Genomic DNA, 13827 nt, shown 5'->3' on the forward strand with positions numbered 1-13827 from the left:
GGTTACAAATCGAAAAAATACAAGAGACTCAGATAACTCATTGTTATTTGAGTCTTTTTTTATTGATATAAGACTAATAAAGTCATGTAAAAAAGCTTTGGTAGTTTACTAATACTAAAAAAAGGCTGAGAATGTTAAGCAACTTCATTCTATTTAAACGCTAAGGTACTCACTCTTTGCGCCAGCCTATAAAACAATTACCGGCCATTGCCCTATCTGTCATTACCTTTATGTTTTTATCGGTCATTGGCGTGTATTGGGCACATATGTCCAATAACGCAACGCAGGCCGAACAAAAGTTTTTATTGGGGGGCATCGCCAGAGCACAGGCGTCCATTGTTGAGCGCCGCCTTGCATTAGCCTTTACCTCAGCGCAAATGCTCGCCCATGATATTGAAAAAAGTAATGGCGACTCACGAAACTTTCAGTCCTATGCTAAGGATATTCGCGCCACCATTGGCGGAATACACAGCTTACAATTGGCTCCCGATGGTATCATTCGTGAAATTTATCCCCTTGCAGGCAATGAAACAGCCCTTGGCTTAGACATCATCAAGCACCCTACCCTGAAAGAAGAAACCCTAAAAGCGATCCAGAACAAAGAAATGCTGATTATTGGCCCTATCCAACTAGTACAGGGAGGGGAAGCCATCATCAGTCGATCACCTATTTATTTAGCGAATAACAGTAACGAAGAAAGGTTCTGGGGCTTTTCCTCTGCCGTGATCATGTCGGACAGCTTATTTCGTTCAACCAATTTGCAAGAACTGGAAAACCAGGGTTACAGCTATCAACTTGCTCGTGGTCATGTAGACGGTAACAACAGCACAATATTCTTTAGCTCCGAGTTGCCTCTTTCTGAAACTTACGCTTCCACTGATCTTATTCTGCCCGCTGGCAACTGGTCATTAAGCATAAGTCGCGACATGAGTGCACTATTAATGGACCGACTACGTTTTGGCTATTCTCTGACCTTATTGATTGCCTCACTAGCGGCCTTCTCCGTTTACTTTGTGACGTCACAGCCTCTCAAATTGCGTAAGCTGGTCAATGAAAAAACCCAAGCATTACAGGATTTGGCGTACAAGGATCCATTAACGGGTCTGTACAATAGACGACACCTCACGGACACCTTACCTAAATTGTTACTGAATAATCAGGCAAAGCAGAATACCTCTGCCTTTATTTATTTTGATCTGGATGATTTTAAGCGCATCAATGACACCATAGGTCATGATGTGGGTGACCAAGTATTGGAGATTGTGGCTCAACGCCTAGTACGCATCGTTAAGGAAGAAGATACTGTGGTTCGCTTGGGCGGAGACGAGTTTGGTATCTACCTGAGCAATGTGCTCAACCCTCATGAAGCCGAGGAGGTAGCCAGACAAGTACTGGACGCCATTCGATCACCCCTAAAAATTGATATTCGTGACTTTTACCTAACCACCTCTTTGGGCATCGCCATGATCCCAGAACACGGGAACGATCTTGTGACTATTATGCAGAATGCCGATATGGCCCTGTACGAATCCAAGCTTAAGGGTAAAAACCAGTGTTCATTTTACGATGAGAAAATGAAGGAACAGGCCATTAACTTGGCTCAGGTGGAATCGGATATCTCCCATGCTTTGCAGCATCAGGAGTTTGAACTGTATTTCCAACCAATTTTTGATTTATCCAGCAAAAAGATCATTGGCGCTGAGGCCCTCATTCGTTGGAACCACCCTGAGAAAGGTTTAGTTTTCCCAGATAAATTCATCACCTTAGCAGAAGACACGGGCCAAATTGTCGACATAGGCTACTGGGTTATTGAAAGTGCGATCAAATATTTGGCCCGCCGACACCAAGAAGGCCATCCAGACATTCTGCTGCATGTGAACTTATCCCCTCTCCAATTGGCCGATCCCAATTTATTAGATCAGGTTACTTTCTTGCTCGGGAAATACCAAGTAAATAGCAGCAACCTAGGCTTTGAAGTCACAGAAACCGCACTATTAAGCGATACCAAATTAGCTATTTCCCTGCTCAATGCCTTTAAGGCTATGGGCATTTACATCGCCATTGATGACTTTGGTATTGGCTACTCTTCACTAGGTCAACTTAAAAACCTTCCGGTTAATCAGCTCAAAATCGACCGCAGTTTTGTAATGGATTTAGAAACCGACTTGGACGATAGAAAAATTGTCGAGGCCATTATTGCCATGAGTCACAAGCTTGGTATTAAAGTTATCGCCGAAGGTATAGAAACCATGGAACAGTGGCAAATGCTGTCGGATTTCCATTGTGACTTTGGTCAAGGTTATGTGGTCAGTCGTCCTATCCCAGAAGCCGAGTTTAATGCTCGCCCACAATTGGACATTGTTTGAACACACCTTTTAGCCAAAAAAAAACCCTAAGCCAATCACCTATAAAAAGGTCATGACTTAGGGCTTTTTACACTTCTTTTAAAGCATTATGACGCTAGGCAGATGGCTCTACCATGGTTATGAACTTCAACAAGCTCTTTGTGCAGGCTGCAAATAGCTTTTTCGTAATCTTCTTCGTCAATGACAAACTGCATATCCACCTGACGCATAGATTGGTGCATTGCCAAAACGTTCACTTCTTGCTCTGCAATCGCTTTTACCGCTTTCGCTAACATACCTGTGGTTTTCATATCACTGCCAATGGCCGATACAATGGCCACTTTGCGCTGATTAATCTCTGCATCGTTGAAACATTCATGCAAACGCTTCATAACGCGTTTCAAGGTTTTCAGATTAATCGCCAAGTAGTGAGTAATGGTATTGGCGTTAATATCTTTGGCGATGATGTGGGCATTAAAGCGATTCAAAACTTTAAGAATAGCGCCATCAAATTTATCGATGTCACCGGCCATGTCTTGATCAAATACTTCTACCGCAAAGACACCGCGACAGCCCGCAATGATTTCCACACAAGGGGCATCACTAACGTAATCACCTGTGATCAAAGTACCGGTATGTTCTGGTTCAAAGGTGTTCTTGACGCGCAAGGCAATACCACTTTGGCGCAGACCTTTCGCCGCTTTCGGGTGGATAGCTTCCATTCCCAAGTTTGCTAATTGATCGGCTACATCGTAGTTGGTACGACCAATTGGCACAGCTTTGTCTTCACCCACTAGGCGCGGGTCAGCACTGCTTAAGTGGAATTCTTTGTGAATCACAGCTTCATAAGCTTGGGTCAAGACCGCGATACGACTAAAGGTCATTTCGCTGTAGCCACGGTCAAACGTCGACATTAGGCCAGTTTCACTGTGGGCATAACCTGTAGCAACCGGTAACTCAGTACTCATGTCGACATTTTTGAAGGCATCGACAATGCGCTCGTCCAGAGACATATGGATTGAGCTATTCCAACCAGTCAAATCCACAAACACGGCATTAACGCCATCGCGCTTTAACAAGGTCGCTGTGTTCCAAGCACTGTGGGCTTCACCAATACTGGCAAGCATTTCACGCACTGTAGACAGGTGCTCGTTGATAGAGAAGTGCCCATGCTGACAAAGACGATGTAAGTCTTCCAAGCATTCCTGAGCATCTTGCAAGCGGCTGTTTAAAAAGCGGTTCGCTTGCTCTAACAATTCCCCTGGACCAAACAAAGATTCGTTTATCGCCAGCATGGATTCACGAACTTCCTGCAGTGCCGCAGCCCAATGGTTTTGCTGACGCTCTTGAGCGAACAAAGCATAAACCCCAGCATCGCCGGTTTTCTTATGTTCAAGCAGTTTATCTGTCATGCCACCGTAAGCGGATACAACAAATACACGTTGGTAAATAGTATCTGCGCGAACGGGCTTAAAAATTATATTATCTCGTACCGACTGGTAGTCACTCATGGACGTACCGCCGATTTTCTCAACTGTATGTTGTCCCATTTTCAACCTGTAAATAAGGGGCCAAAGAGCGTACTTCGGCCATCGATAATCGCTGGGGCTATAGTGTCATAAGGTCGCTTAAAAATTAAGCGTCAAATGCACAATTCCAGTGAATATGAAAGGTTACACTTCGAAGCGCCATTTCAACCAAATAATCCTCTAGCGAATACCATCAAAAACAGCCCATAATGGGCTGTTTACGACGTTTAATTTGCCAAGGGCTAGTCTATGATTTCGTAGGCACCATCAGCATTATGGACTTCTTTACCTGTGATGGGAGGGTTAAACACACAGGCCAATTTGAGCTCTTTGAAAGCTCGTAAAGTGTGTGCATCATGCTTATCTAGCACATACACAACCCCAGGTTTAATCTGATGCTTTTCACCGGTTTCACGACTTTCCACTTCTCCCTCACCCGACATACAATACACAGACTCAAGATGATTTTGATAATGCATATCAAAATCTTTGCCTGCATAGATGGTGGTGATATGGAAAGAAAAGCCCATATTATCTTCTTTTAAAATGAGTCGTGTGCTTTCCCAGTTACCATCAGGTGAGACAACACGGCGCTCAGTTTTTTCACATTCATTCAGATCACGTGCAAACATTGTTTTCCCTATTCCTTAAAAATTAAACACTAAAACCTATTTGAGTGGTTACACCGCGATGTCATAGCCTTCATCGAAATAGCTTTTCGCTTCTGGCATATCGTCTTCTTTGGCACACACTTCTCGAATGGCTTTTTCAAGGATATCTATGCCTGCCGCCAACTCATCGTCTGGAATAATTAGAGGACATAAGAACTTCACAACTTGATCATCCGCCCCAGAGGTTTCGATCATCAAACCGTTTTGGAAACATTTTTGCGTAATCTTGCTGGCTAGTTCGCCGCTCACACAGTTAATGCCACGCATCATGCCACGCCCTTGTAAGGTAAAGTTACCCTCACCAAACTCGTTTACTATGCTTTGAGTGCGCTGGTGAATGTAGTCGCCTTTGCGCTTAATATCTTTTACAAATTGGTCATCTGCCCAGTAGTGATCAATGGCAGCTTTCGCTGTAACAAAGGCTAGATTATTGCCGCGGAAAGTACCGTTGTGCTCACCTGGCTTCCATTCATCTAACTCTGGTTTCATCAGCACAACAGCAAAGGGTAATCCATAACCACTAAGAGATTTCGACATGGTAACGATATCTGGAGTGATGCCTGCACCTTCAAAGCTGAAAAAGCTACCAGTACGACCACAACCCGCTTGAATATCATCCACAATAAGCAGCACGCCGTGCTTTTTACAAATGGTTTCTAGGTTCTGCAACCAGCTATAACTAGCCGAGTTAATACCACCTTCACCTTGCACGGTTTCGACGATAACAGCGGCTGGAAGGTCGACACCACTGCTGGAATCGCTCAGTACTTTATCCAGATATTCCGTGGTTTCGATACCATCGCCTAAATAGCCATCAAAAGGTACAGTTGAGACAGAAGCCCCTAAGCTTGTGCCGGCTGCACCACGGTGATGAGAATTACCTGTGACGGATAAAGCCCCCAAACTACAACCATGAAAGCCATTTGTGAAACTCACAATGTTTTCACGACCTGTGACGTTACGAGCCAATTTAAGCGCGGCTTCCACAGCATTGGTACCAGTAGGACCAGTAAACTGCATCATATACTGTAGATTACGCGGCTTTAAAATATGTTCGTTAAAACTCTCCATAAACTCACCCTTAGCCTTGGTATGTAAATCCAAGCCGTGGGTAATGCCATCATCCATGATGTAAGCCAAAAGCTTCTCTTTAAAAACCGGGTTGTTATGGCCATAGTTCAATGTGCCGGCCCCAGCCAGAAAGTCGATGTATTTATTACCTTGCTCATCAAAAAGTAATGCTCCTTGCGCGCGATGAAAGACGCGAGGAAATGAGCGAGCATAGGATTGAACTTCTGATTCTAACTCTTCAAATATTTTCATTTACGGATTCCTTTATCATGATTCAATTCTAGACATGGCCTATATGGCCTATATGGCCTGAAAATTTAGGCGGCTATTGGCCCTATTCGAACTAGGTATTCACTGTCGTGAAGCCCATCGAAATGACGCTCTTTATCAAACATGAGCATCTCATTAAGTGGAGCATTTAATTGCTTAGCTAACGCTCGAAATAAAGCCCAAGATGCCTGATTAGACTTTGTAATAGTGGTCTCTATATGACTCACTGTTGCGCAGTTGGCCCGCGATAAAAGCGCCAATAGCATGGTTTTTGCCAAACCCTTGCCTCGTGCGCGCTCGCCTACCGCTACTTGCCAAACAAACAAGGTGCTAGGCGAGGCTGGCAACAAGTAGCCAGAAACAAAACCCACCAATTCATCACCTTGCTTTGCCGCCACGCAGGTGTCACTAAAGTGACCGGCTTGCAATAAATTGCAGTACACGGAGTTTCCATCAAGCGGGGGACATGCAGACACCAACTTATTTACCGCCATCCCGTCTTCCGAAGTCGGCGAAGACAATTGAATATCGCTCGTCACCATCACTCAATCTCCTTTGAAAACAAACAATATAAAAAAACAAAACCATCTATATCTAGTAGATTTTCAGATAAAACCCGCCAAATACAGCTAAAAACAACAAAAAAACTATTTTGAACTCTAAATATGCTAACGAGTTAAAATTGCTTTGTCCACCAAAACAACTTAGAACTCTAATATTTTTTCATAATACTTACAGTGAGGTTCTCAGGCTTGAAGAGGAAGTGTTGGAGCCATTTGACAGGGAGCGAAATGGCTTAAATCCGTGTTAGTTGTTGCAAAAAGTCGTCAAAATCTGGAAAATGCCGCCCTTATTTAAAATCTGCACTAGGCATTTGCCGTAGCGTCACAGCATTTTCCTGCTCTTAAACAACACTAAAAATAGAGATATTCATGAAAAATAAAACTTCAATCCAAGGCACATGGGCGAGCCGTTGGATTTTCATTTTAGCCGCGACAGGCTCAGCCGTAGGCTTAGGTAACATTTGGAAATTCCCTTACATTACCGGCGAAAATGGTGGTGGAGCTTTCGTACTGGTTTACTTAATTTGTATTGCTCTTGTTGGTCTACCCATTATGATGGCGGAAGTTTTCATTGGCCGCCGAGCACGCAAAAACCCGATTAATGCCTTAGAAGATCTAGCTGAAGAGTCAGGTCAATCTAAGAAATGGGGCATCATTGGCCTAATGGGCATGTTGGCCGGTATCTTTATCTTCTCTTTTTATTCAGTGGTCGCAGGCTGGGTACTACACTACATCAAAGCGATGGCAACAGGTGAACTGGCTAATGTTAGTTCGGAACAAGCAGGCGCTTTATTCAACGAACTTTTGGCGGACCCAGCCACCTTACTAGGCTGGCATACACTGTTCACCTTAATGGTATTAGCGGTTGTCATTGCAGGTGTAAACAAAGGCCTTGAAAGAGCCACTCGCATCATGATGCCAGCGCTATTCTTCTTGTTGATCGCGCTACTTGGCTACGCCATTAGCACCCCTGGCTTCTCCCAGGGTTGGGACTTTATGTTCCATTTTGATGTCAGTGAATTATCTTGGGATGCGGTCTTGGTTGCCCTAGGTCACTCCTTCTTCACTCTGTCTTTAGGTATGGGCACCATCATGGCTTACGGCTCTTACATGCCGAAAAAAGCATCAATTGGTAGCACTGTACTAATGGTCGGTGCACTAGACACCTTGGTTGCTCTGGTAGCAGGCCTAGCTATTTTCCCGATCATTTTCTCTAATGGCATGAACCCAGGCGCAGGCCCAGGCTTGATGTTTATTTCATTGCCCGTTGCTTTTGGGCAAATGGCCTTTGGTCAATTCTTTGGTTTCTTGTTCTTTGTTCTTGTTGGTGTCGCCGCATGGACTTCAGCCATATCCTTGCTTGAACCTTCTGTTGCCTTCTTAGTGGAACGTTTCAAACTAAAACGCTCTACTGCATCAATCGGCTTAGCTATCTTGGTATGGTTGTTGGGCATTGCTTGTTTGGGTTCTTTCAACTTTATGAGTGACGTGACCTTCTTCGGCAAGAACACCTTTGATGCTCTAGATTACTTGACTACCAACATCATGTTGCCACTAGGCGGTATCTTAATTGCTATCTTTGCGGGTTGGTTTGTAAAAGATCAGTTTGTGAAAGACGAAGTTCAAACTTCAAATTTCATCCACGTCTGCTGGAAAGTTTCGGTTTGTGTTATTTCACCGATCGCAGTCTCTATCGTGTTATTGCTAAACCTATAAAGTACTAGCTCTTAGAACCAAAAATGCCCCGCATCCATGATGCGGGGCATTTTTTTTGAAGATCAATAAAGCAAAAACGATCTTACATGGATTTTAGGGCGTAGCTCTCACTCAAGGATACAAAAGGTGCTGTAACAGCTTCTTTTAGTTTTCGCTGTGATAACTTATTCCAAATAATTTCGTGGAAGTAAAAAGCCACTGTATTGATGGCAGGCTCCACTATGGCCACAAGGCCGCCAACAATAAAGCTACCTGTAATTAGATAGGCTACGGTAAAAGCGATAGTAAAGTGCATAACGGCGAATGTAATAGTTTTAGTCATTTTGATCTCCTCATTTAATATATTATTTATATTAGATGAGAGGCATCTAAATCGAAAATCAATTAAGGAAATACCTTCGATAGCTTTTAACTAATATCAGTTAAAAAACTCTGCACACCTTCTATTGGATCAGAAAATACTGCCACATTCTCAGCATCAGCCATCTTAGACTCATGGTAGGCTAACCATACTTTAGCCCCCACCAAAACCACAGGTACATTAGACTGCTGAATTTTCGCGACGAATGCCGCAACCTGACTGGCTTGCTCATTACCACAAAATACCATCAAACCCGAAGCATCGAGACCTTTAGACAAGACTACACAATCATCTGCCGTCGATAAATTTGACACAAATTCACAGCTAACGCCTTGATCTGACAGTATAAAACTCACCATTAGCCCCCACAGGTTAGGCCCACCAGCAGACACACAAACCAAAGCCTTTTGCCCAGCGCTAGCCTGTTTTTTCAGAGCATGTAAGCGTACCGTAAGCTCTTCATTCAGCACTGCTTCACAAAAACTCCCAGCCGCGCCTTTGGCCAACAAGGCTAAACTGGGTAAGATCCAGTTCTGTACCGCTATTGACGCAGGGTATTGGGATAACACCTCGGCACTTAACTGACGAATTTTATCTCCATTAAAGCCCTGGGCGGCTTTAACTAGTGCGGTTTGTAGCCGCTGCCAATCACTGTCCAGATTAGGAGCTTCATCTTCCGCCCCTTTTTCAATTAAGGCCCTAACTTTACTGACCGCTACCCCTTGCTGCACCCAATATAAGATGGCCTCAACTTGTTTAACATCAGCATCGCTGTACAGGCGGTGACCTTTAGCCGTTCTTTGGGGCTTTAATAATCCATAACGCCTTTCCCAAGCTCTTAAGGTGACAGAGTTAACCCCAGTTTTAAGAGATAAATCCCGAATGGGAAATAGCGCCATCGCTGAATTGTCCTGTTCATTCCCTATGAAGCTATCTAGCTCAATCTTTGACATATATTCCAATCCAACCCTTTCATTTAAAACATAAAACTTATTTCTACTAGCCAGAGTACCAAGCAGCAAACACTTATACAAAATATTTTTTGTATAGTTTATTTGACAATCCTGTACAAGAAACTATATTGTACAAATATAGTTATACAAATATAAAAATGTACAATAAATTAATCTTAGAAAGGTACCAAGCAATGTCCGCAGCAACAGCAGAAGAGAAAGCAATCAATATTGTCTACGACGTTGCCGTCATTGGTGCCGGTCTAGCTGGGTCAATGAGCGCATACCTGTTAACAGAAGCAGGACAATCCGTGTGCGTTATTGAAAAGAGTCGTGGTTGCGGCGGGCGCTGTGGTAACCAACGTATTAACGATCAAGTTCGTGTTGATATGGGCTCACCTTATATTCATACCAAGCACCCAGATACCATTAAGGTGCTCGATCAGTTCATCTCGGCCAACATTGCTTTACGCTGGCCTCAACAAGATAAAGACACCAGCCAAACTTATATTGGCTCCCCAAGCCTTAGTGCCATATGTCGACACTTGGTGCAGGCATCACGATTACTGACCAATACTAGAGCCCACCATCTAGAGCTTGACCCTATCAAGCAGGTTTGGCGAATTCGGGATAGCCACTTTCAACTGATTACCCAATGTAAGAAAGTTATTCTATGCATTCCTGCACCTCAGGCCGCCGCTTTACTTGCCGCAACCCAAGGTACAGAAGACTTGTGGGTAACTGCCAATCAAGCCAGCAAACGCAGCACATCCCAATGGGCCTTGTGGCTTGAAACCGCTCACTCTGACCTTTACAGCATTATTTACCCTAATCACCCAGTGATTGAGTGCATGATCAAAGACAATCAGAAACACGCTCACAAGGGAACAAGTTGTGACCGCTGGGTCATACACAGCCGCAGTGATTGGGCCTCTCTAAATCTAGAAAAAAGTAAAGAACATATCGCGGCTGAGCTGATTAAAGGGTTCTGTGAAGACACAGGACTAGAGCTTATTCGTCACGGCTCCCCTCATCGCTGGTTGTTTAGCCGCTTTTTACCCAATCCATCAAACACAGCATTTAAGTGGAATGAAGCATTAAATATTGGCTTAGCTGGAGACTGGCTAAGTTCAGGAGACACGGAAGGTGCGCTATTAAGCGCTCATAAAATTGTTCAAAAAATACGCTCGACATTGTAAACCATTAGAGGATATCCATTATGAAAACGTCTGACTCTAAGCAATACAAAATGGCTAATAAAATCCCTGTTGGCATCAGCGCCTGTCTAGTCGGTGATCCGGTGCGCTTTAATGGCGGACATAGCCGCTCCAGCTTTTGCGACACCCAACTAAGTGCCTATTTTGACTACCAAAAATTTTGCCCAGAAATGGCCGCAGGCTTTGGTTCACCAAGACCTACATTAAGACTGGAAGGCAACCCTGAACAGCCGCGCATGGTTTTCTCCAAGAATTCACAAACCGATGTTTCCAAGGTCTTTATGCGAGCCAGTGAGCCTTATATAGAAACCCTTTCTCACCTTGATGGCTACATTGTCATGAAGAAGTCTCCTAGCTGTGGCATGGAGCGCATTAAGGTCTATCAAGAAAACGGCCACCCACACATGCAACGTAGCGCAGGCTTGTTCACCAAAGCCCTACAAGAACGCTACCCTCTATTGCCAATTGAAGAAGACGGCCGATTAAACGATCCTAAATTGCGGGAGAATTTTATTCTACGAGTCTTTACTCACCATGACTTTCGTCACAGTGTCGGCGAAAACGCCACCATGAAAGACCTTATCGCCTTTCATAGCCGCTACAAATACTTGGTGATGGCCCATTCCTATCCTATGTACAAAGCCCTTGGCAAAATGCTGTCAGGACAAGATCCAAGACCTATTAGAGAATTACGTCACGGATACTTCGAAGCACTTATGAAAGCCTTGTCGAAACCCGCAAAACGCACCAGCCACTGCAATGCATTAATGCACATTATTGGTTACCTAAAAGACTCTGTAGATGTATCTATACGCAAAGAGATCATCGCCGTTGTTGAGCAATATCGCCGTGGAGAGGTAAACCTTGCCACCCCAATGACACTCTTGCATCATTACTTAAAGTGCTACGGCAGCGAATACATAAAAAAGCAGCAATACTTTATGCCTTACCCAGCCCCATTGGGCATTCGTAACACCGTCTAATGATTGGAGCCTATAATGCACGTTAACAACCTAGTTTGGTTGCGGGATGATCTTCGTTTAGAAGATAACCCCGCTTTGTATTACGCCGCCTTGCAAGGCGATATTCGCGTTGTTATGACGGTTTCTCCTAAGCAATGGCAAGAGCATAATGAATCCCCGGCTAAAACGGCCTTACGCATAGCTTTATTCAACCGTGTCGCTGAGCAGCTTGCACAAAAAGGCATTCGCGCTGAGGTAATAGAAGCGCCTACTTTTAAAGACATTGCAGATAAACTTGCAGATTATTGCCAAACTCACCGCGTACAAGCTGTGTGGTTTAATGAAGAGCTGCCCGTTAATGAACAGCGCCGAGATGAGGCGGTCATCGCAAAGCTACAACGGCTGAATATTGATTGCCATAAGCAAGCCTGCGATCTCATAGTGCCAAGGGAAGTACTCAATCAGCAAGGGCTTCCTTTTAAAGTATTTACTCCTTTTTTTAAACGCTGGCTAAGTATGTTGGTCGAGCAAAATCCAATTCCTTTTAGCCCGCCTACCGAGCAGTCTGAGGCAATCCCCTATCAGGCATACCAACCAAACTGGCTGACTAGCTATCGGGAGGATTTATGGCCCGCGGATCAGCAAAGTATCAGCCAGCGCTTATGGCAATTTTGTTACCTTAAAGAAGAGCATTACTCTGCCCATAGGGATATGCCCAACGAACCAGGCACCAGTTTATTGTCCCCCTACTTAGCGCTTGGCGCTCTCGGTCCTAGGGAATGTCTATTCGCGTTACAATATGTGAGCGAGCAACAGGGGCGAGACTGGCGGGACAGTGTTTGGCTAAAAGAGTTAGCGTGGCGAGATTTTTATCGACAGCTAATGAAACACTTCCCAAGGCTCTCTAAAGGCAAAGCCTTTAAAACCAATACCGAAGGGTTAATTTGGCAGTCAGATGAGTCTCTCTTGCTCGCTTGGCAACAAGGCCGCACGGGGTTTCCTATTATTGACGCTGCCATGCGCCAATTAAATCAAACCGGCTGGATGCACAATCGTTTACGCATGATATGTGCAAGCTTCTTTTGCAAGCTGATGTTTGCCGATTGGCGAAAAGGTGAAGCCTACTTTATGCAGACACTCATTGATGGAGAGTTTGCCGCCAACAATGGTGGCTGGCAGTGGAGTGCTTCTACAGGTTGCGATGCCGCCCCTTATTTTCGTGTCTTTAACCCCACGCGCCAGTCACAAACCTATGACAAATCAGGGGACTTTATCCGCCGTTTTGTGCCAGAACTTGCAGGCTTAGATAACAAGGCGATACATGAACCTAGTTCAGCCCAGCGGCAGGCGTGTACTTACCCTGAACCCGTCATTGACTACAAAAGCGCACGCCAATACGCCATTGACGCTTTCGCTAACCTCTAAACATTATTTGCCAAGTTTCTGCCCATAAGAAGCTTGGCAAATAACACGCTTTTCAACACCAGCCTATTTCCCCCAAAGCAGAACTTTGAGCTATAAGTATAATTGGTCTATGATAATTAGGTTCTCAAACAAATTCACTGAATGAGTTTGCTACTTTTAAGCAAAAGAATATAATCGACAAAATTTTTTTGGTTCTAATTATTATGTCTAATCCGCAACACTTACATGATGTTCTCGTGCATTTGCGTCGCATCATTCGCGCCACCGACCTTCAATCTAAGCGGGTCGTTAAAGCTTGTGGTCTTACCATTCCACAAATCATGGTTTTACGATCAATTGAAGAGCTTGGAGATGTGACGGTACGTCGAATTTCTGACAGTGTTTCGTTGAGTCAGGCCACAGTGACCACTATTTTGAATCGCCTTGAAGACAGAAAATTTGTTGAGCGTGTAAAGGTGCAAAAGGACAAACGTATTGTAAATGCCCGTTTAACGGAAGCTGGCCGCAATATTTTGCACACCACACCACCACTTTTACATGAAAAATTCATTAACGAATTTGAGTCTCTGGAAGGTTGGGAACAGACCCAAATGCTCTCGTCGCTACAGCGTATCGCCATGATGATGGACGCTGAGACAATCGATGCCGCTCCTCTTCTCGACATAAACTCCCCAAACACTTATAGCGCCTAGCTTTGCCGTCGGTCTAAAGCCCCTTAAAAAAGCTTTGGATCGACACATTTTT

12 protein-coding genes are annotated in these 13827 nt (G+C 44.3%); 6 read left to right on the forward strand and 6 right to left on the reverse strand.

Translation table 11 applies throughout. The features are described 5' to 3' along the window. The first annotated feature begins 176 nt into the window (after nucleotides 1-176). Nucleotides 177-2366 carry a bifunctional diguanylate cyclase/phosphodiesterase gene (locus tag ACUM5Y_RS13495; RefSeq protein WP_445977405.1) on the forward strand — a complete coding sequence of 730 codons (2190 nt, stop codon included), beginning with the start codon at nucleotides 177-179 and terminating at the stop codon, nucleotides 2364-2366. Nucleotides 2367-2452: 86 nt separating this feature from the next. On the opposite strand, the gene ACUM5Y_RS13500 is transcribed toward ACUM5Y_RS13495, so the two are convergent. From ACUM5Y_RS13500 to ectA, 4 genes are all read right to left on the reverse strand, one after another. Next, nucleotides 2453-3895, reverse strand: coding sequence for an aspartate kinase (locus tag ACUM5Y_RS13500; RefSeq protein ID WP_445977406.1), 1443 nt, complete (start codon nucleotides 3893-3895; stop codon nucleotides 2453-2455). Nucleotides 3896-4116: 221 nt separating this feature from the next. After that, on the reverse strand, nucleotides 4117-4506 hold the full coding sequence (locus ACUM5Y_RS13505; RefSeq protein ID WP_445977407.1) for an ectoine synthase: 390 nt from the start codon (nucleotides 4504-4506) through the stop codon (nucleotides 4117-4119). A 48-nt stretch (nucleotides 4507-4554) separates the two neighbouring features. Continuing rightward, entirely contained in the window at nucleotides 4555-5868 is a 1314-nt protein-coding gene (gene ectB / locus ACUM5Y_RS13510) for a diaminobutyrate--2-oxoglutarate transaminase (protein ID WP_445977408.1), read from the reverse strand. Nucleotides 5869-5933: 65 nt separating this feature from the next. Further along, the gene (gene ectA, locus ACUM5Y_RS13515) at nucleotides 5934-6428 is read right to left on the reverse strand and encodes a diaminobutyrate acetyltransferase (protein WP_445977498.1); all 495 of its coding nucleotides are present in this window, start codon (nucleotides 6426-6428) and stop codon (nucleotides 5934-5936) included. 390 nt (nucleotides 6429-6818) lie between these two features. Here ectA and ACUM5Y_RS13520 point away from each other — a divergent pair, with 390 nt between their 5' ends. Further along, nucleotides 6819-8165 carry a sodium-dependent transporter gene (locus ACUM5Y_RS13520; RefSeq protein ID WP_445977409.1) on the forward strand — a complete coding sequence of 449 codons (1347 nt, stop codon included), beginning with the start codon at nucleotides 6819-6821 and terminating at the stop codon, nucleotides 8163-8165. Nucleotides 8166-8247: 82 nt separating this feature from the next. Here the strand turns inward: ACUM5Y_RS13520 and ACUM5Y_RS13525 are convergent, their stop codons facing one another. After that, complete coding sequence (locus tag ACUM5Y_RS13525; protein ID WP_445977410.1) at nucleotides 8248-8487, reverse strand: DUF2061 domain-containing protein; 240 nt, start codon at nucleotides 8485-8487, stop codon at nucleotides 8248-8250. 86 nt (nucleotides 8488-8573) lie between these two features. Next, a complete protein-coding gene (locus ACUM5Y_RS13530) occupies nucleotides 8574-9479 on the reverse strand; it encodes a MerR family transcriptional regulator (protein WP_445977411.1) in 906 nt (301 codons plus the stop codon). 194 nt (nucleotides 9480-9673) lie between these two features. On the opposite strand from ACUM5Y_RS13530, the gene ACUM5Y_RS13535 reads away from it, so the two are divergent. The 4 genes from ACUM5Y_RS13535 to ACUM5Y_RS13550 all read left to right on the forward strand — a co-directional run bounded on the left by ACUM5Y_RS13535 (nucleotide 9674) and on the right by ACUM5Y_RS13550 (nucleotide 13775). Then, nucleotides 9674-10678, forward strand: a complete 1005-nt coding sequence (locus ACUM5Y_RS13535; RefSeq protein ID WP_445977412.1) for an NAD(P)/FAD-dependent oxidoreductase — start codon at nucleotides 9674-9676, stop codon at nucleotides 10676-10678. 20 nt (nucleotides 10679-10698) lie between these two features. After that, nucleotides 10699-11679: a YbgA family protein gene (locus tag ACUM5Y_RS13540; protein WP_445977413.1), complete on the forward strand. Its 981-nt coding sequence runs from the start codon at nucleotides 10699-10701 to the stop codon at nucleotides 11677-11679. A 15-nt stretch (nucleotides 11680-11694) separates the two neighbouring features. Further along, a complete protein-coding gene (locus ACUM5Y_RS13545) occupies nucleotides 11695-13083 on the forward strand; it encodes a cryptochrome/photolyase family protein (RefSeq protein WP_445977414.1) in 1389 nt (462 codons plus the stop codon). A 203-nt stretch (nucleotides 13084-13286) separates the two neighbouring features. Beyond that, nucleotides 13287-13775, forward strand: coding sequence for a MarR family winged helix-turn-helix transcriptional regulator (locus ACUM5Y_RS13550; RefSeq protein WP_445977415.1), 489 nt, complete (start codon nucleotides 13287-13289; stop codon nucleotides 13773-13775). Nucleotides 13776-13827: the final 52 nt, after the last annotated feature.

This window comes from Marinomonas dokdonensis (assembly GCF_052747885.1).

Bases quoted from the DNA above. Each gene is read 5' to 3' on its own strand.
- ACUM5Y_RS13540 (WP_445977413.1), top strand. From the start codon at position 10,699: ATGAAAACGTCTGACTCTAAGCAATACAAAATGGCTAATAAAATCCCT.
- ACUM5Y_RS13545 (WP_445977414.1), top strand. From the start codon at position 11,695: ATGCACGTTAACAACCTAGTTTGGTTGCGGGATGATCTTCGTTTAGAA.
- ectA (WP_445977498.1), bottom strand. From the start codon at position 6,428: ATGGTGACGAGCGATATTCAATTGTCTTCGCCGACTTCGGAAGACGGG.
- ACUM5Y_RS13530 (WP_445977411.1), bottom strand. From the start codon at position 9,479: ATGTCAAAGATTGAGCTAGATAGCTTCATAGGGAATGAACAGGACAAT.
- ectB (WP_445977408.1), bottom strand. From the start codon at position 5,868: ATGAAAATATTTGAAGAGTTAGAATCAGAAGTTCAATCCTATGCTCGC.
- ACUM5Y_RS13500 (WP_445977406.1), bottom strand. From the start codon at position 3,895: ATGGGACAACATACAGTTGAGAAAATCGGCGGTACGTCCATGAGTGAC.
- ACUM5Y_RS13525 (WP_445977410.1), bottom strand. From the start codon at position 8,487: ATGACTAAAACTATTACATTCGCCGTTATGCACTTTACTATCGCTTTT.
- ACUM5Y_RS13505 (WP_445977407.1), bottom strand. From the start codon at position 4,506: ATGTTTGCACGTGATCTGAATGAATGTGAAAAAACTGAGCGCCGTGTT.
- ACUM5Y_RS13550 (WP_445977415.1), top strand. From the start codon at position 13,287: ATGTCTAATCCGCAACACTTACATGATGTTCTCGTGCATTTGCGTCGC.
- ACUM5Y_RS13535 (WP_445977412.1), top strand. From the start codon at position 9,674: ATGTCCGCAGCAACAGCAGAAGAGAAAGCAATCAATATTGTCTACGAC.
- ACUM5Y_RS13520 (WP_445977409.1), top strand. From the start codon at position 6,819: ATGAAAAATAAAACTTCAATCCAAGGCACATGGGCGAGCCGTTGGATT.